This is a genomic window from Candidatus Chloroploca sp. Khr17 (assembly GCF_004138165.1).
GTDB lineage: Bacteria > Chloroflexota > Chloroflexia > Chloroflexales > Chloroflexaceae > Chloroploca.
This window is the reverse complement of the sequence record NZ_RYFF01000020.1, coordinates 47,444-65,840: the sequence shown is the minus strand read 5'-3', so window position 1 is coordinate 65,840 and position 18,397 is coordinate 47,444. Positions and strand designations below refer to the sequence as shown.

General features: G+C 59.2%; 9 protein-coding genes. 1 reads left to right on the top strand and 8 read right to left on the bottom strand.

All coding sequences use genetic code 11. The features are described 5' to 3' along the window. The first annotated feature begins 68 nt into the window (after nucleotides 1-68). Complete coding sequence (locus EKD05_RS13270) at nucleotides 69-1,535, top strand: family 10 glycosylhydrolase (RefSeq protein ID WP_129673476.1); 1,467 nt, start codon at nucleotides 69-71, stop codon at nucleotides 1,533-1,535. Between the two features lie 294 nt (nucleotides 1,536-1,829). On the opposite strand, the gene EKD05_RS13265 is transcribed toward EKD05_RS13270, so the two are convergent. From EKD05_RS13265 to odhB, 8 genes are all read right to left on the bottom strand, one after another. Next, entirely contained in the window at nucleotides 1,830-3,560 is a 1,731-nt protein-coding gene (locus EKD05_RS13265; RefSeq protein WP_205703940.1) for a hypothetical protein, read from the bottom strand. A gap of 142 nt (nucleotides 3,561-3,702) precedes the next feature. Then, nucleotides 3,703-5,922: an IPT/TIG domain-containing protein gene (locus EKD05_RS13260; RefSeq protein WP_165360726.1), complete on the bottom strand. Its 2,220-nt coding sequence runs from the start codon at nucleotides 5,920-5,922 to the stop codon at nucleotides 3,703-3,705. 19 nt (nucleotides 5,923-5,941) lie between these two features. Further along, nucleotides 5,942-7,435 (bottom strand): hypothetical protein, encoded by a 1,494-nt coding sequence (locus tag EKD05_RS13255; protein WP_129673470.1) that lies wholly within the window; start codon nucleotides 7,433-7,435, stop codon nucleotides 5,942-5,944. A gap of 29 nt (nucleotides 7,436-7,464) precedes the next feature. Continuing rightward, nucleotides 7,465-11,619, bottom strand: coding sequence for a pre-peptidase C-terminal domain-containing protein (locus EKD05_RS13250; protein ID WP_129673468.1), 4,155 nt, complete (start codon nucleotides 11,617-11,619; stop codon nucleotides 7,465-7,467). A 106-nt stretch (nucleotides 11,620-11,725) separates the two neighbouring features. Beyond that, on the bottom strand, nucleotides 11,726-13,909 hold the full coding sequence (locus EKD05_RS13245; protein WP_129673466.1) for a hypothetical protein: 2,184 nt from the start codon (nucleotides 13,907-13,909) through the stop codon (nucleotides 11,726-11,728). 269 nt (nucleotides 13,910-14,178) lie between these two features. Further along, entirely contained in the window at nucleotides 14,179-15,525 is a 1,347-nt protein-coding gene (locus EKD05_RS13240; RefSeq protein WP_129673464.1) for a winged helix-turn-helix domain-containing protein, read from the bottom strand. An 11-nt stretch (nucleotides 15,526-15,536) separates the two neighbouring features. After that, entirely contained in the window at nucleotides 15,537-16,838 is a 1,302-nt protein-coding gene (lysA, locus tag EKD05_RS13235; protein WP_129673462.1) for a diaminopimelate decarboxylase, read from the bottom strand. 93 nt (nucleotides 16,839-16,931) lie between these two features. Beyond that, entirely contained in the window at nucleotides 16,932-18,260 is a 1,329-nt protein-coding gene (odhB, locus tag EKD05_RS13230; RefSeq protein WP_129673460.1) for a 2-oxoglutarate dehydrogenase complex dihydrolipoyllysine-residue succinyltransferase, read from the bottom strand. Between the last annotated feature and the right edge of the window lie 137 nt (nucleotides 18,261-18,397).

Below are 18,397 nucleotides of genomic sequence, written 5' to 3'. Positions count from 1 at the left end.
CTGTTGACAGACCAGTAAGTAGCCTGTAACGTACGTTTTGTAATGATTTGGCGCAAAGGCTAATCTCTATGCGATTCATTCTTTCGTTGCTCGTGTTCGTGCTGCTGATCACGGCGTTGCCCACCCCGGGGGTACAGGCACAAGAGCCGGTGCAGCAGATGCGGGCCTTTTGGGTTGATAGTCTCAATCCCGGTTTCCATAATCATCCGCAGGTCGATGAGTTGGTGGCGAATGTGAAGCGGGCCGGGGCCAATACGATCATTGTGCAGGTGCGTCGCCACGGGGACGCCTGGTATAACAATGCCATCGAACCCCGGGCGGCCGATCCGCGCCTCGCCCCTGCCGCCGAGTTTGATCCGCTTGGCTATTTGCTGGCTCGCGCCCACGAAGAGGGGTTGCGCGTTCATGCATGGCTGGTCGTTTCGGTTGTCTGTCGTACCTCGGATCGGCTCTGGGGCCATCCGGATCATGTCTGTACTGCCCACGGCCCACGGGCGCAGGGCACGGCCCGCTGGACGACGGCGACGTATGCGGGGCAGCAGATCGGCGATTTTGATTTTGGGCATCCCGAGGCGATTATCCATACCGAGCGGGTGGTCGAACATCTGCTGCGGGCGTACCCTACGCTCGATGGCCTCCACTGGGATTATATTCGTTTTGGGGGGCAAAGCTATGGCTACAATCAGGTGAGCGTCGAGCGCTTCAACCGGGCGACGGGCCGCCCGCTCAACAGCCGGCCAGAGCCGAGTGATCCGGCGTGGAGCCAGTGGCGGCGGGATCGTGTCACCGAACTGGCGCGACGGCTCTATCTACGGGCCAAGGCGATCAAGCCATCCATCGAGGTGAGTGCAGCCACGATTACCTGGGGGAGCCTGGGCAACGATGGCAACTGGGGGCGTTCGTCGGCCTATAGCACAGTTTTTCAAGATTGGCCTGCCTGGTTGGCCGAGGGCATCATTGACGTGGCGATCCCGATGCACTATTTTGCCGAAGGCGTGCCGCGTTCACGTGAGTGGTACGATGGCTGGCTGGCTTTTGATCGCGCCAATACTGGACGGCGCACGATTGTCGCTGGGATCGGCTCGTGGCTTAATACGCCCGAGCAGAATATCAGCCAGGTTGCCCGTGCATTGACGCCTGATGAGCAAGGGCGCGTGCTCTCTGGGGTCGCCTTCTTTTCGTATGCAGGGGCCTTTGCCGGCAGCAATGACGAGTCGCGCCGGGCTTTTATGGATCAACTGCGCGCCACCGTCTTTGCCCAACCAGCCCGCGCCCCCGACTGGCCCTGGATCGTCGCCCCGACCGCCGGCCATCTGCAAGGCATGGCCGCCATTGACGGCGTGCTCACGCCCGATGCGCGGGTTACGCTCATCCACGAAGGCACCTGGCTGCGCGATCTTACCGCCAGCGCCGATGGCTGGTTTGGGGCCGTTGAATTGCCCCCAGGGAGCTACACGGTCGTCGTAACGCAGAATGATCGCCAGCAAGTCTGGCAGAATGTGATCGTACGACCCGGCTTGGTGACGAGTCTCTGAGATGATTTGACGCAAAGGCGCAAAGGCGCAAAGGGTGTTGCCGTCCACGAATTGGGGCCACGAAACAACGAATAATTGCGTCACAAAGCCTGGCTTCGTATATTCGTGAGGGTTCTTCGTGGTCGGCGGCGCTACCGGGAGATTTAGTTCCAAACTACTTATGGTTTTCAGTACATAATCCGGTATGGGTAACACGGGCGAGACCTCACAGGTCTGCAAGACCTGTGAGGTCTGACGGGTGCCCGCCCGGTTGCTCGCGGCGTCACTGGCTTGTGGGCCATGCGAAATGCGACGCTACAATTCGATCCGGTCTAACCCTTTTACCCCGATCTTCAGACCACTCCAGATCACACCCAGCGTAACGATCGCGGCAGCCGACCAGCCAGTGAGCTGGATGCCAAAGCCGGCGACGCCGCCGCCAAGCACCACACCGAGCGACCCGCTACCCGCGACGAGCAGCAGCATCAACCCGAGGTAGAGCGGGTAGAAGATCGTGCTGAGGCACCCGCTCTGCCAGGTCGCCTGTTGCTGTGGATTTTCCCAGTCGAGCCGGGGGAACGCCGCGCCGAGGCCGATGCCAAAGGCGGCGCAGCCGAGCCCTACGAGCATCAAGAGAACCCACTGCTGCACGAAGATGCCAGGCGATTGATGCCCAACCAGCGCCAGAATCAACAGAAAGGCCGTCCCGATCACCGGAAAGGGCAGGAAGGCCAGGGTCATCTTGCCAAGCAAGAGCCTGCTGGCGCTGATCGGGGCAAGTTTGAGGAGCCAGAAGGCCTTGCCCTCGCGGCTGATCCCGGTACCGGCAAGCACGCTTGAAATGCTGAGACAGATGAAAAAAGCAATGCCAGCACTGAGCAGTTGCACAAATGGGAGCGCCCACGCGACGGCGGGGGACTCAAGCGTATTTGGCGTGGTCAGCGCCTGGAACGTCCAGATCCCGGCGAGCGCAAGCGGAAAGATGAGCGCCTGTAGATTGCGCAAATCGCGAAAAAAGAGCCGCAGATCTTTGGCGAGCAGCGCCCGGGCTTCACTCGGGAGGAGCCGCGCGACCAGGGTGCGCCCCGGCAGCCAGGCGTTCCGCTCGATCGCCTTGCGCGCCCGTAGCTTGCCCCCCTGATTGGCGAGGTTGCTCCAGCCATCATAGTAGAGTCGTTCAGCCAGCACCAGACAGGCGGCAAAAACAGCCAGCGACGTGCCCAGAAAGAGCGAACCATACCCGAGCAGAGTCAGCCACTGACCTTCGCCGGACGCCACGAGCGCACGGCCTGCCCAGGTCGAGGGCAACAGCGGCATATCAAGGAGCAACAGCAGGGCAAGTGTATCGGGGCCAGCAACTGAAGCGATGAATTGTCGACTGAACTGCGACAAGAGAAAGAACGTCACCCCGATGAGCCCGCCCAGGATGCTCACCAACTCGCGGGCGCGACGGGCGGGGATGATGCGAACCACACCCATCACCAGCATCGCCCCCAACCCCGCCGGCAAAAAAGGCACCACGAGCAAGGCTACCAAGACACTGACGAGATAGAAAAACCCGTAGGCCATCCCATGCCCATAGCCAACGAGCACGGGGGCGAGCAGCACAAAGAGGATGAGATACTGCGTGAGCAAACCACCAAAAAACTTCACCACAAAGACCGCCCGCATCGGCACCGGCGCGACCAGCAACATATCAAGATCACCCGCCAAATAGAGGGAATTGAGCAGACTGGTAAAACTGGAAAAGATCAGCAGGGTCAGCGCTATGAGCATAATCATGCTCGGCACAGCCGCCAGCAACGGCGCGATCGCCGTAGGCAACCCGGGGGTCGTCTCGGCGGCCTCACGCAAAAGCGCCGCGAACTCAGGATCGCGTAAAAGGCTCACCGTAAAACGGGTGAAACTATAGAGCCCCAACATCGCCAGGCTGCCTAACACCAAGAGGAAAGCCAGGCCAATTTTGTTGCCGAGCGAGCTTCGGATGAGATTATTGCGTGTGATCTGCAAACGTGCCCGAACAAGCACGCCAATCGCATAGAACATATCATTGTGAAGGTGGTATGTGCGTGCTCGTGGCAGAGCCACGAGCACACACATACCACCTTTTCCATCCCCGCGTAAGGGGTGCGAACGCCATGGCTCTATTATACCAATTCTTCCGTTGGGTCATGGCACCGCCGTGCCCCTACCTGATCGTCAATGGCAAATAGACCCGCTGCCCGCCCGTGGTGGCAATAGCGGGCAAGGCATTGGATCCGTCATTGTCGCGGGCCTGGATGACAAGGCGATAGTCACCTTCTTCGGTGAAGCCGTCGTAGCTTACGCTGTACCGATCATTGCCCAGCGGGGTCAGGGTGACAAAGGGTACGGCTACCGTGACCAGCCCTGACTGTGGATCGGGTGGTTGGTATGAGGGTGGGAAGATCTGGGCAAAGACCTCTTCGACGCCATGATCGTCGCGTACCACCGCACTGATGGTACCATTGCTGCCCTCGGTGCGCACAAAGGTCGCTTCGACAATGAGCGGGCGGAAGTTGAGATCGTCACTCAGGGTTGCAAGCGCAAAACTCCGCTGCTGCGCTTCTTGCCCGTCGGCGGCTTCGTTCGGCACCCGATTCCCGTTATCGTCCAGCCAGGCGATCTGGTCGGGATAGGTCGCACGGGCAATCGCTTTGCCGTCAAGAAAGCTCTCGTAGAGACTGTATGAGGCGAGTGACGCAAGGAAGGTATCCGAGAAATAGGCCCCCTCGGGCGAGGCATAGGCCACGTTGTCGGCAGGCGATGAGGCGATGACCACCCGCCCGACTTTGCTGAGGCTGCCCGGGTCGAGAATGAAGCTGCCGGCGAAACAGGCTTCGATGATCAGATTGACCTTGAGTCCGGGGCGGGCTGTTTCGAGTTGATTCAGCCACTCGTTGAGTTGCTCGGGTTCGAGACGCTGCTGCCCCGCAGTCTCATCAACATAGAAACGATTTTCGTCACCATGGCCAACCATGTAGATGGTCAGGGGGCTACTCGAGACGACCCGTTCACGCGCCCAGCTGGTGATCGCGTTGCGCAGGTTCGTGAGCGTGGCCGGGGCATCGTACCCATCCAGCGTTGGATCAGTCGCCAGTACCTGAATATGATCGTCGTCATACCCGCTGGCGCGGAAGAGTTGATAGGCATTGCGTGCGACCCCGTGGATCTGCTGTTGCACATCATCATTGTCGCGCAACTTGCCAGCAACAATGATCACTGCACCTCGCGCCTCAGCGGTGGTGATCGTCGTGAGATCGCGCACCGAGAGGTCGTACGCGACCTCTGATCCGAAGATGCTTGGATCGCGGTTGATCACCTTGAGGTAGATCGTGCCTGTGATTGCAGCATCAAACGAGATGCTGACGCCGTTGCTAAAGGTGTTATTCTGCCCACCTGTTGGGTCGCTCTCGCACCGATCATACAGTTCGACCGCAAGACTGGCGGGGGAACCTGCGGGTGGGCGAGCTACCAGTAGATAGCGCCGTCCTGCTTCGGCGCTGAAGGCGACCCAGTCAACATCTTCGGTACGATGAAACGTGCGCGCCTGGGCGACGCCGTCAATGCTAATCGTTTTTGCGGTCGCACAGGTATTGTCTGGCTCAAAATTGTCGGCCCCCGCTGAAGCCTGTACCACGACGGTATAGGCATTCTCAAGCGTTGCCTGAGCGACCCCGGGCGTGATCACGGTCAATGGATAGGCCTGCGGGTCAAGTCCAGCCGGCACCGTTGCGCGCATGCGGGTCGTGCTATCGTGGATGACGGTCAGCGGCGTTTCACCAAGCCGAACCTCAGCCGCTGGCGAGAAATCCTCGCCGGCAATGACAATCTCGACGGGTTGCTGATTGGCACCCTGATCAGGTTGGACTTGCAAAATGCGCAGGTTGGGCAATTCGACGGTAAAGGCATCATCAAGCGTGACACTCTGCCCGTCGGGGTTGCGCACCTCAAGCGCGTAGACCCCGGCAGCTACCCCGGCGGGGATCACCGCTTCGATGCGCGAGGCGCTGATCGTCGTCACATTTTCCAGCGCCGTCGTGCCGAGCGTCACGGTCGCCCCAACTTGAAAATAGTTGCCCGTCAGCGCCAACGCAACTGGCACCACACTGCGCGCTGCCGTGGGCTCGACGGCACTCAACATCGGGGCCTCGTCATTGAGGCCGGGCCAGAAACCGCCGGTCAGCGTGTAGACGCCACTGCTCAGGGGTGGGCTACTGTCATATGCAACCGAACCTTGAACCGCAAACGAGCCGCTGCTACTCGTGCCGCCGCCACCACTGACCGCTACCCACGGCAAGCCAAAACCGGCCTGGGCCGCCACCATCGTGATCGTCAGCACGAGCAACAAGCCACCAATAATCACCCCGAAAAGCGATGTGCGTTGCATGAGGCTTGCCTTTCCATCGCTAGCGGGACACATCAGCAGGCGCAGGGACATCTACCGTCGTACCAGATGAAGCCGGGACCATTGGCCCTGGCTCGCCAGGCGTTGTTTGCGGCTGTACTGTCACGTCAGGATTCGCCCCTGGATAGAGGAAGGTGCCCTGTTCGGCCGGGATCTTTTCCTGCTCAACAATGATCCGGTTGTCGCGTGCCCACGGGTCATTGCGAATGCCCGTCACCTGCCACGAGACCTTGAGCCCCGCTGAACCCCCGGCAATCACAAAGTGGTTGTCAACGATCTCTTCGGCAATATGCAGATTGGGGGCCGCGCCGCCAATCGGCGTCAACTGATAGCGGTACTCGATATTGAGCGCCTCGAAATAGTCGGGCAACGTGACCTCGGCGCGTCCGTTGGCATCAAGCACGACATTGCCATTGTAGACATTCATCATATCGGGCGACTCGACAAACGAGTGACTCAAATAGCGATTGGCCGGATCGAGCGGATGATCAATCAAGAACGAGCCGCCCGACTTGCTCAAGGTGCCCACCACGGTGACACGACCCTCGAAATAGCCACCCCATCCCCCGGAACTATTGCGACCCCAGACCCCGACGCTATTGTCAGCCGAACTGACGCCACGCACACCGGTACCTGTGGAACTGCTGGCATTCACCCCATTCCCCGACGTGCTGACCGCATTCACGCCGTTGCCCGACGTGCTCCGCCCACTCAAGCCGTTCGCCGCGACACTGATGCCGACCACCCCCGAAGCGCCACTCACCGTCGACTGGTTTTCGACCCACAGCGCGGTGAACCCAACATCACCGCGCCACAATGAGCCAAGATGGGTGTGATCCGCCCGGGCTATGAGGCTCGAGCTGCCATTGCCACCAAAGTTGACACTAAAGGTGGTGCCTGCAAGCGATAACCCGGTACTAGCGCTGTAGGTTGTATTATTGTCAGCCGCCGGTGACCAGGCTGTCCCGTTCCACTTCAAGACCTGGCCGCTGGTTGGCGCAGTCTCGGCGATGGGTTGCTCACGCAAAGCATTGGTGCTTTCGCTCGTGACACTATTCTGGCTGTTGACGCTATTCTGGCTGTTGACGCTATTCTGGCTAAAGATCGCCATCGGCACGCTGGTCAGTTCCTGGCGGGGCGAAAGGATCGTAAACTCACCCGTGGAACCACCCTGGCGCACCGCAATTTCGAGAAAACGCGGGTCGCCATCAAAGACATCTCCAAAATCAAGCGCTACCACAAAGAGCCCACGGTTGACCGTGACATCCTCGCGCAAAAGACTCGCACCAACTTGCGAGCCGCCGGTGGCAGCAGTGTAGAGAATGAAGCGCAGATCGAAGCTTCCACTGGCTGGTGCTCCATCAGTCGTCAGCACACCCTGGTAGTTGAAACTGGTACTGGCGCTCAAGGTTCCCTGAGCTTCGGCTGGATAGCGCGTCGTCGCAACGAGCACAACGACGGCAAAGACCAGCACGGCCGTGAATAACATACGCATAACAGTCACCCTTTGTCACAAAGCTTAGGTCAACGACTCACCAGCGGGAGGAACACACAACGGCCGGTACACGACGTATCCGGTGCGGCAGTCACGAGGCCCGGAGTGTAATACTGGCCTTTGTTGGCGGCAACGGTGATCTTGCCCGCCTTGTCAACGATCTGAACGAGATAGCGCGAGTTGGTGTCACCCTGGAACGAGCCAACCCATTTTTGTGAGCGTGGATCGTAGGTGAGATCCATTGATTGCAGTTGGCGGGCGGCCTGGTTGATGTCTTGAATATACGACAAGACAACTCGTTCGATCCCGGCAACTTCAACAGTACCAACTTTAATTTCGACCTGAGGAGTGCCAACACGGGTAATGCCGTCAATGACGGTCGTTTCGCGTGAAAACTGCTCCTCTGAGAGGCTGTAGTAGATTTCGGCATTGACGTCGTTCAGCAGGCGCAAAGATCCCAGATCCGCATCATACTGGCCAAGTTGCGTTACCAGGCTCGACGTTTGGTTATGGCGCTGGATCGAGACTGGGACAAGCGGGAAGAGCCCACGGGCCTGGGCCAGCTCGCCAGGCTCATTATCGGGTTGATATTCGTTGAAGGGGGCCGCAATGAGCGGATCGAACGGCTCGGCTTCCTGATAGGTCGCCTCGAGCAACAAGACTCCGCGAGCCTCCAGGTTGGGGGCCGTCACGTTGCCAAAGTGCAACGGCTGCACTGGCAAGCCCGGTACCGTCTGCACCGAACCATTCAACGCATAATAGCCGCCATCGTCGGTCTCTGACAGCGCAAGATTCTCGGCGTTGCGAAAGTCAATCGCCACCGAGCCGGTCAAGACTGAGCCATTGCTCATCAGTGCGGCGCCGCCACCCGGCAGGATCGGGGTGAACCCGACCCCGGGGAATTCATTGCCCGGGCCCGAGAGCACCGCCCCGGTCTCGATTTCATACATCGGCAAGCCATAAAAGACCAGTTGCTGCATCACCTTTTCGTCATAACTGGAAAAAGACTGGCCCTGCTGAAAATAGAGGCTTTTTGCTGTCGCCAGCGCCTGGCCCATGCTCGCCCGCGTGCCTTTGAGCAGTTCTTGCGTATAGAGCCGGATCATGCGTTCCGAGAGACCGACGGCACTGCGCATACCCCAGCCATAGCCGGTATTGCCAATATAACTGGCCCCGCGACCGGCAAAGGCCTGCGGCAGATCAAGCGGGTTCGTTTCATTGGCCGGGGGCAAATTGAGTCCAGCATGACAGGCGGGCGAATAGATCAGGCCACCACGTAGATCGGCGGTGCCCTCGGCAACCTCGTTGGCGCGCAACGCATTGCCCACCGGTACCCCGTGGGCATAGTGGGTTCCGTGACCATTGAAGATTTGAATATTAAACGGCGACGTTGTGCGTGGTTGCAACGCACGCAGTTGATCGCCCGTCCAGGTATCGCCGATCAGCGTGCAATCAATGCGGGGAATGCCCAGATCGGCTCGCCAGTCGTCGCAATCGGCCGCGGCAAGATCCTGCACAAAATCGTAACCAGTGATCAAGGTATTGGTCACTGTGGTGCGCTGGCGTGCGAGAAAGGCGTCGAGCTGAGCGATGATCTCGGCAGGCGTTTCAACTAGGCGTCCGGTGGCGAGATCAGGGATGAAGAGCTCGCGCCCGTTAACCTCGGCTGGCTCGCGATCTGAAAAGTAGTCGTCGGTGAGATAGTGGTTCTCCTTGAGGGCCACTCCGGCGGGATTGTTCGTACTGACATGCGGATAGGTTCGTTCTGATGAGCGTGGGGTGGTATCGAAGATGCGCCGCATCGGAAGCGCCCGATCATCGCCAACCAGCACCAGATATGCGAGGCCACTCCGCTGTTGCTGATAGGTCAGAACAACCGCACGAATGGCGGCCGTCACCTGATTCGCTTTTTCGACATTGCCAAGATCGGCCGTCCAGGCGGCATAAGCAGCCTGAACCTGGGCATTATCGTCAAGCAAAACAAGCTCGCCGCTCACCTGCGGATGTTGCGCTAAAGCCTGAAGGCGCGTCAAAACTTCAGTGGCCTCGACGACACTATGGATCTGCCCAAAACGCGTCTCGTTGAAGAGGATCAACGTCCGCACGTCGGTCTCCCCTGGGGGTTGCGAGGGTCCCTGGGTTGGGCCAGGGGAAGGCGTCGGCGGAGGTACCGCAGTACCTTCGCGGACACGCAACGAATATTCGGTGCCGATGCCCTGGTAGCTCGGATTATACTGGCGTACCCGGACAAAATAGTTGCCTGCACGAGCCTCGGCCAGACTCACCTGCGAACTGGTACCGGGGGTAAAATCGTCATTGAGCGCGAGCAAGACCTGGTTGGCGTCGTACAACTCAACGAGCGTATCGGCTTCGGCACCGAGCGCAATCGCATCGACCAGATAATTTTTGCCTTCGTCAGCGACAAAGGCGATCCAGTCTTCATCACCTGCCGGGCAGAAGTTGCGGTTGGTTGCTGCGCTTCCAACAACAACGACCCGCGCACTATCACGGCTATTATCATCCTCAAAGACATCGGGCTGACAAATGCGTTGTGTCACCTTGAGATCGTAGTTGGTCAGATCACCCGCAACAGTTGGCGAGAAATCCTTGATCTGCAACAGATAGCTGCCATTCACGGGCGGTTCAAAGCTCAGGCGCGAGGCTTTGCCGGTGCCGCCATCATCATCACACGCGATCTGTTCACCAGTGCTGGTATGCAGACACATCACGGTATCAGCCGCTTCACCCAGATTCAGCGTCTCGATGGTATAGGTCGTTCCCGCATTGGCCGTAAAACTGATCCAATCCAGATCGCCTTCAGGGCAGACATTGCGCGTCTGGGTGGTTCCATCAGCCGCAATTGAACCGGCCTGTTCAAGCGTATCGTCATCTTCAAAGCTATCCGGCGTACACCCCGAGGCACTCAGACGCTCGGCGCGCAGGGTATATTCAGTGCCACTACCAGCAACCTCAGGCTCAACCTGGGCCGCTTTGAGATAGACATGGCCGGTTTCTGCCGCAATAAACTCGATGGTAGCCCCGCTTGCCGCACTCGTTGCCGCCTCAAGCGTACGATAGAGTTCAAGGATCGCGTTCGCTCGTGGCCCGACGTTCGTCGCAACCACACGATAACTGGCCCCCGCCTCAACCGCCAGGCGTACCCAGTCGTGATCGGCAGGCTTGCAAAAGCTGTGAGTTTGCACGGTCGCAAGCGGCAAATCGCCAGCGGTAGCGGCACTATTATTTGGCTCGAAATAATTCGGGCAGGCGCTATCGTTCGTTACCTGAAGCGTGTAAGGATGATCAGGCCCAGCGTCGGTCTTGTTATTAAGAACCCGCAAAAAGATCGGGCCATCGGCAGGGGCAGTGAATTCGGTAATGACTTTATTGCTAAAACTCGGTGCCCCTGTACAGGTACTGTAGAGTTCAATAATTGGATCAGCATCAACGCCGGTCGGACTCGCTTCGACCGCATAGGTGACACCACCGACCGCATTGAACGTCACCCAATCAACATCACGTTCACGCCCCGAATTCGGAAAGAAATTGCGACTCTGTGGCGTCCCATCGGTTAGAATGGGTTTCGCCTGAACACACGTATCATCATCTTCAAAGGTATCAACCCCAGTAGCAACCTGTGGAAAGAGATTATTTGCTTCATTTAACTCGGTAATGAAATTTTCCCATGGCGGATCAACCCAGGCATAGACCGTCGGCGGTGTGCGCGTAAATTGCTGGTCAAACCGGGTAAAGCTAAACGTCCCCCCGGGGGGCAACGTCAGCGCATAGCCAGCAAAGGTCGTATACTCAGTCTGCTCAGTTGGCGGTTCATCGGTCGGTTCAACATAGAGATAGATAGTGAAGCGGCCCGACGTTGCGGCGGTGCCCTGATTTTTGACCACCACCTCAATATCGGCAGTACCTCCCTCGCCAGGGTCGGATGGCGTCAGATTAAGCGCCGTAATCACCAGATCCGGCAACGTCGTATCCGCCACACCGTGCGATACAGCGATGGGCGTCCCGATAGGGGCAGGAGAGAGGGGCGCTCGTATACCTGAGGCTAGCGCAAAGGCTTGAGTCCCGCTACGACTCGATGCCGCCCCAAGTGCGGTTCCCAGGCTTACCAGCAGGCCGATCAAGCCCACCATCGTGATCCCAAGCGCATACGAGGTCATCCGTGTCATGATGCTGCTTCTCCTGCGCTATCCCAGCAGGGCGTGGGGGCCGTAGGCCCCCACCTCCCTAGCCGAAGGCTGAACGTGAGACAAGGGGGCCTATGGCCCCCTTGTCTCACGGATTATTATAGACCCCAGCAAACCAGACATCGGCACTTGTCCAGCCGTTATTGTTGCCATACCAGCCGTTGTTGACATAGAAGCTACGCTGATAGCTCGTATTGCAGATAAAGAGGAAGCATGAGCGCTTGCGGCGCTGGGCGTAGCCATAGGCGACCGGGTAATGTTGCAACCAGCCGGTCCCAACCACGGCTGGCGCACGCCGATTGATGATCTGATCACGGGCAAGGTTGCGGTTGCGGTCACATGCCCCAAACCAGCAGAGCCCCGTCGGATCATAGCGCGTATTCATGCGCCACGAGGTGCTTGCCCGTGGCCGCACATACTTGGACGCATCAATCATCCGCCACGGCCAGGTCGCCCCACTGCCGGCAATACAGAAGGTGCCTATCTGCCCACGGATCTCGCTCGTCATATTGCGCACACCGGTATCCTGGCTCAACGGTGCAACAGCATTGCTGCCGAGGCCACCATTTTCGCGGTAGAGCCCCCAGTGATTGCGCCAGAGCGGGTGATTCTCGGCTGCCCGTCGGTCAACCCAAGCAAAGAGGATCGACCAGGCCGTGGCACCACAGCCGCTGGCACAACCGCCGGTAGTAAACTGGCCGTAGCGAATGCCGCCAGCATTGCCGTCGGCCCACCAGTATTGCCACGGGCCCCATCCGTTGAGCTCTGCCCCGGTCTGGCTCAGCGCAACTTCAGCGGTACCAGCACCACCCTGCGTGACGACCGGCAAATAGACGACATTGCTTCCCGTCAGACCAAGGGCCTGACTGTTGGCAATCGCATACTTGACTGTCTCGGAAAGACCGCTTCCATAAGTAATTTCAACATTGACCGGCAGCAGCGTTGCGGGATCGGTGGGCTCATCAAGCACCACCAGCCGAACACCGCGCAACTGCGTCTCTTCGGTCAGTTGCTCCTGCTGGAGATACTGCGCTGTGGTACCGTCGCCCGTCACATTGATCGCGGTAATCGGCTGATTCGGCAAACCAAAGACCTCACGGAGATCCCCACGAATCAACGTCTCGCCGTTGGTGCGCAGGTTCTGATCCAGTTTCCAGGTCTCTTCGACCCGTTGCGTCTGGGCGGCAAGCAACGGTGCGTAGGCGGTCTCATACTCCTTCTTCAACGCTTCCCATGAAGGCCACTCTTCCTGTTCGCTCAGCGGCAATTCTTCGGGGCCTTCACGCTCCACATTGCCCTCCGAGTCGACGCCTTCGGTCACCAGTTCGGCTTCTTCCTGCGGCAGATCGCTCAGACCCGGAATGCGTTGCGGCAGATCGCCAAGGTTCACGACATCATCGACCACGGCGCTGATCCCCACCGGCGTGATCGCTTCATACTCCGAGGCATACGAGAGCGCATCGAGCTTGTAAAACTCGGTCAGTCTCGCCCCGAGCGGCGCAATTTCGGCCAACTCCTGGGTCGGCGACATGCCCGAGACATCCCAGTGCGCTACCGGATAATCATGCTCGCCGGCGGCAAGCTGAATAAACCCAGCCGGATCATAGCCATTTGGCCCTGGTTTTTCAACACTAAATTCGTAATAGGCTGGAGTTTGCAGATCAGGGCGATAGATGATGCGCACATCGCGGCTCAGGCGAGCCTCGACCCATTCCGGGGCAAGGTCGCTGCCGCGCAACTCTTCGAGAAACTCAATCGCCCGGCGTTGCACCGCCTCGGGCACCTCTTGACTCTGGGCGAGGTTCGGGCGATGCGGCGCGGCGGGGGCCAGACTGACGGCAAAACTCGCCTCACTCGCCACAGCACGCCCGTTGCGCTCGGCAAGCAAAAAGAGTGGTCCATCACGCAGCGCGGTAAACTCAAGCGTGCCATTCGATAATGCAAACGATGCGCCACCACGGCTACAATGGTCATAGAGACTCAGTTGCAGCGCGGCAGCCTCACTCACCTCGAGCCGATAGCGCTGATCCTGTTCGACCATCAAACGAACCCAGGCTGCCCCTGAGGCCGTCTGGGCGAAAGACTGCGCCAACTCGGTACCCGCTTCGACCACGGGAACCTGGGCACAACTGGCGAGACTCGCCTGACGTGACGCTGCAGCCAAGAGCGAGGGCAAGGCCAACGCGCCCCCAAGCAGCACCACAAGCAGCCATAACCCGATCAAACGACCCGACGTGCGACCAGAGAACCGACGGGGTTGCTCCCTTCCCATGCTGACCCATTCCTTTGCGCTGTACTCATCAGGGCCTTGCTGCTGGCGTTTGGGGCAACTGCAAGCCCTGTCAAGGGGGCACCTGGGCAACGGAGGGGGAGTGGCAGAAGGCGCGGCAGTTGCACCTCAACCAGGGAGGCTCGCTGAGCATAAGAGTGTCCAAAACACGAACAAGGAGCGATCTGGAAGCAATGTTTTGCTGGGATTGAGTCTATGATAGCCCATCGCCGCTCAGTTTGTGGAGGGAGCAAACAGGGAAGTTTGGCGGATCATTGGAGGAGCAAAACCGGAAGATCGAGCGCAACAAACTGGCAGCCGTGCCCGCGGAGAATCTGGATACAGCCCTGGTCTTCGCCCAGCGCCTCGCGCAGACTGCGCAACGCGGTACGCAGACTCTCAAGGCTCGCTGCATCGTAACGCCCCCAGAGCGCCGCGGTCAATTCTTCACGTGAGACGATGCGCTGGCGATGCTCGACCAGATAGCTCAAGAGCTCAAACTGCTGCGGCGGCAAGGGCAATGGCTCACCGCGCAACAGGGCTGTCTTGAGTGACGGCACAAGCGTCACCGGTGGCACTTGGATCACGCCGGGAACCTCTTGTTCCGCGACAAAACGACGAAAGGCTACCGAGAGCAGCGTTGGTTGCCCATCGGCCCCCTGCATCACAAGACCACAGGCTTCGAGGCGACGCACCGCAGCTGGATAGGTCGGGGCGAGCAGCGCAAAGAGGGCCAGCATCTGTTTACTCTCAAGGTTCAACCGATGCCACATGGCACTCCATTGTGCGGCGGCTTCGCTCAGAAAGGCACGCTCGAGCATCTGCACATCACAAGAATGCTGGAGCTCATCGGTCTTCAGCAAATCGATCGCATGGTAACCGGCGATCTGGAGCAAGAGAGGATGGCAGCCGGCCAGTTCAAGCAACTGTTCGATCAACGGTTCATCAAAGGCAAAACCACTTCGCGCTGACAACTCTTGCAACAGCAGACGACTCGCTTCAACCGAGAGTAACCCCAGGTGAATAACTGCAAAGTCGTTGAGCAACGCGACGTTCCACGCCTCAAGATGCACATGGTCGAGTTCAAGCAAGGGGCACGACGAAGCAAGCACATAGACGACCCTCTGCGTTGTAGCTAGTGCCCGCAGACTCGTGTAGAAAGCATGATCAAGCTGCGTATTCGCAAGCAAACTCTCAAACTCGTCGAGCAAAAAAATCAACGCATAGCCGTTGGAGCTGGCGTACTCAATGGCTGCTTCGAACTGGGCAAACGCTACGCCTTCGCTGCCATCCGCACGGCACCCCGCTGAAGCAGCCTCCGATCCTTCGCCGATCGCGGCAAGTAGCCGCCCATAGATCATCTCAGGGCTAGCCTGAATGAGACTCTGGCAGTCGAGGTAGACACAATGGAGCCTGCTGACCTCATGCCCGATCTGCGCATATAACGCTGGATCACCAAGCTGAAGTAGCAGCGAGGTCTTGCCAATGCGTCGCGGGCCAATCAGCGCCACACTCTGTCCAGAGGTAATGAAGGCGAGCGCACGCTCGAGCAGCGGCTCGCGCCCATAGAGGTAGCGCCGATCACGGATCGGGCCACGATAAAAGAAATGATTTTGCATCACCTACCCCGCTACAGCACGATGTCACGCGCAAGTAACTCCTCTTCGGTCTCGCGGCGCTGGATCAGCCGAACTGTTCCAGCATCGAGCAAGAGCACGGCGGGGCGTGGAACAAGATTGTAGTTGCTCGCCATGCTCAACGTATACGCACCTGCGGTAGCAATCGCTACGATGTCGCCAGGTGCGCCGGATGGCAGGGCTATCTCACGCAACAGAATATCACCAGATTCGCAGTACCGGCCTGCGACCGCCACGACCGTATCCGCTGGCTCGTCGGCACGATTGGCCAGCAGCGCACTATACTGCGCCCCATAGAGCGCCGGGCGTAAATTGTCGGCCATACCGCCGTCAACGTGCAGGTAGAGCAGCCGTCCATCGGGCGCATATTTGCGTCCGATGACTCGATAGAGCGCAACGCCCGCCCGCGCAATAATGGAACGCCCCGGCTCGATCGTCAACCTGGGTAGGGGGAAGTTCGCCCGCGTACACGCATCTGTCAGGGTCGCGGCAAGCATCGTCGCGTAGCCACAAAGGTCCGTCGGCGGTTGCTCGGTCGTATACGGAACCCCCAGGCCACCACCGGGGCTCAACTCGGTCACAGTATACCCATACTGATCACGCACCTGTACCGCCGCTTCGACCAGAACCTGCACCGTCGCCTGCAACTGATCAAGCCGAAAGAGCTGCGAGCCAATATGGGCATGCAGACCAAGCAAATGCAGTCCAGGGGCCGCCAGGATGCGCCTAACGGCGGTGTCAAGCGCCTCACGTGGTAAACCGAATTTGGCGTCACTGCTACCGGTCGCAATATGGGCATGCGTCTGGGCGGCAATATCGGGGGCGAGGCGCAGCAACACCCCTTGCGGTTCTTCGCACTGCCTGGTCAACGCCTCGAGCAAGCCAAGCTCATCGAGATTATCAACGACGATCGCCCCGACGCCCCATGTCATCGCACGCACCAATTCGGCTTCACTTTTCGCATTGCCATGCAGATGCACGTGCCCCATCGGCACCCCGGCTCGCTGGGCCACGCACAACTCAGCCGCCGAGACCACATCCAAGCCGAGGCCCTCCTCGGCAACAATCTGGGCCAGCGCCGTATTGAGCAACGCCTTGCTTGCATAGTGGACGCGATGCTGCGCCGGGTAGGCTTCGGCAAACGCCGCCCGATAGGTGCGCATCGCGCCGCGCAGCGTCACCTCATCAAAGACATAGAGCGGCGTCCCATACTGTTCAGCCAGCGCAACCAGATCGCATCCCCCAACCGCGAGCCGCCCATCACCCACCGCAACCGTCTCGGGCCACACGTACATCAGTGTTGCTCCTCAATAGGCCGATCGCTTCGACTACCCTGTGCGTCGTGCGCGGTGCCAGCTTGCTGGCACCGCGCACGACGCACAAACGGATTATCCCTCAAGCAGCAAGGCTTCAGGATCTTCCATCAATTCTTTGAGTCGCACGAGGAAGCGCACCGCCGTACTCCCATCAATCAGACGATGGTCATAACTAAGTGCCAGGTACATCATCGGGCGGATCACAATCTGACCCTCGCGCACAATCGGGCGCTCTTCGATTTTGTGGAGACCGAGAATGCCAACTTGCGGCGCATTGAGAATAGGCGTGGACATCAGTGAGCCATAGACGCCACCATTGGTAATGGTGAACGTGCCCCCCATCAATTCAGCGAGACTCAGCGTACCATTGCGAGCTTTGCCCGCCAGCACGCCAATCTCTTGCTCGATCTGCGCAAAGCTCTTGCGGTCAGCATCGCGCACCACCGGCACCACCAGGCCCTCTTCAACGCCAACCGCCATCCCGATATCGTAGTAGTACTTAATCACCACCTCTTCGCCCTGAATTTCGGCATTGACTGTCGGAAAGGCCTTGAGTGCCCCGACTACGGCTTTGGTAAAGAACGACATAAACCCGAGGTTGACCCCGTGGCGCTCTTTGAAGCCATCCTTATGGCGCTTGCGCAACTCCATCACGCTGCTCATATCAACCTCATTAAAGGTTGTGAGCATCGCAGCGGTCTGCTGCGCTTCGACCAGGCGACGGGCAATCGTCTGGCGGCGCCGGGTCAGGCGTTGCCGTTCCTCACGGCGACCATCGCCCCCCGACGCGACCACTGGGGCTGGCGTTGGTGCATACTCGATAGGGGTCGGGGCCGGGGCAGCAATGGGAGGAACAGGTGCTACCGGTGCCGCTCGTGGGGGGGCAACTGGTTGGGGGCGCGCAGGTGCCACAGGTACCGCAATGGTACTGGTCGCAGGCGCCTCCACGCTCCGCAGGACATCCTCTTTCGTAATGCGCCCATCAGGACCAGTTCCGCTGAGCGTACGCAGGTCAATGCCATGCTGCGCGGCCACTTTCTGGGCCGTTGGGGTAGCGACAACCCCACCGGGCATACTCACCGCTTCTTCTTGCGTGGCGTGCGCACCATTCTCGCTATGGGGCGCGATAGCGGCAGGCGGCGGGGGCACGATCGTCGTGGCAGCACCGGGGATAATCGTCGTCAGGACATCGCCAATGCCGACCGTCGCCCCCTCTTGCACCAGCAGCGCCCCGATCACCCCGGCATGATCAGCCGCAACTTCAAGATTCACCTTATCGGTTTCAAGTTCAACGACTGGCTCACCAGCGGCAACCGCTTCACCCGCTTGCTTCAACCAGCGTGCCACAATCGCTTCCACAATCGACTCACCAAGCGCTGGAACTTTGATCTCATATGCCATATGCTTGCTCCGCAAAGTCACTCACAAAACACCCTATTTGAAGCGTAACTGTTCACCCTTCGCCTGGGAGCGCGGGCGACTTGCCCGCAAGCACTTGCGGGCGAGCCGCCCGCGCTCCCGGGGGCTAAACTGTCCAC

Coding starts and splice junctions, on each gene's coding strand:
- EKD05_RS13265 (WP_205703940.1), bottom strand. CDS start 3,560: ATGTTCTATGCGATTGGCGTGCTTGTTCGGGCACGTTTGCAGATCACA.
- EKD05_RS13245 (WP_129673466.1), bottom strand. CDS start 13,909: ATGGGAAGGGAGCAACCCCGTCGGTTCTCTGGTCGCACGTCGGGTCGT.
- odhB (WP_129673460.1), bottom strand. CDS start 18,260: ATGGCATATGAGATCAAAGTTCCAGCGCTTGGTGAGTCGATTGTGGAA.
- lysA (WP_129673462.1), bottom strand. CDS start 16,838: ATGTACGTGTGGCCCGAGACGGTTGCGGTGGGTGATGGGCGGCTCGCG.
- EKD05_RS13255 (WP_129673470.1), bottom strand. CDS start 7,435: ATGCGTATGTTATTCACGGCCGTGCTGGTCTTTGCCGTCGTTGTGCTC.
- EKD05_RS13260 (WP_165360726.1), bottom strand. CDS start 5,922: ATGCAACGCACATCGCTTTTCGGGGTGATTATTGGTGGCTTGTTGCTC.
- EKD05_RS13250 (WP_129673468.1), bottom strand. CDS start 11,619: ATGACACGGATGACCTCGTATGCGCTTGGGATCACGATGGTGGGCTTG.
- EKD05_RS13240 (WP_129673464.1), bottom strand. CDS start 15,525: ATGCAAAATCATTTCTTTTATCGTGGCCCGATCCGTGATCGGCGCTAC.
- EKD05_RS13270 (WP_129673476.1), top strand. CDS start 69: ATGCGATTCATTCTTTCGTTGCTCGTGTTCGTGCTGCTGATCACGGCG.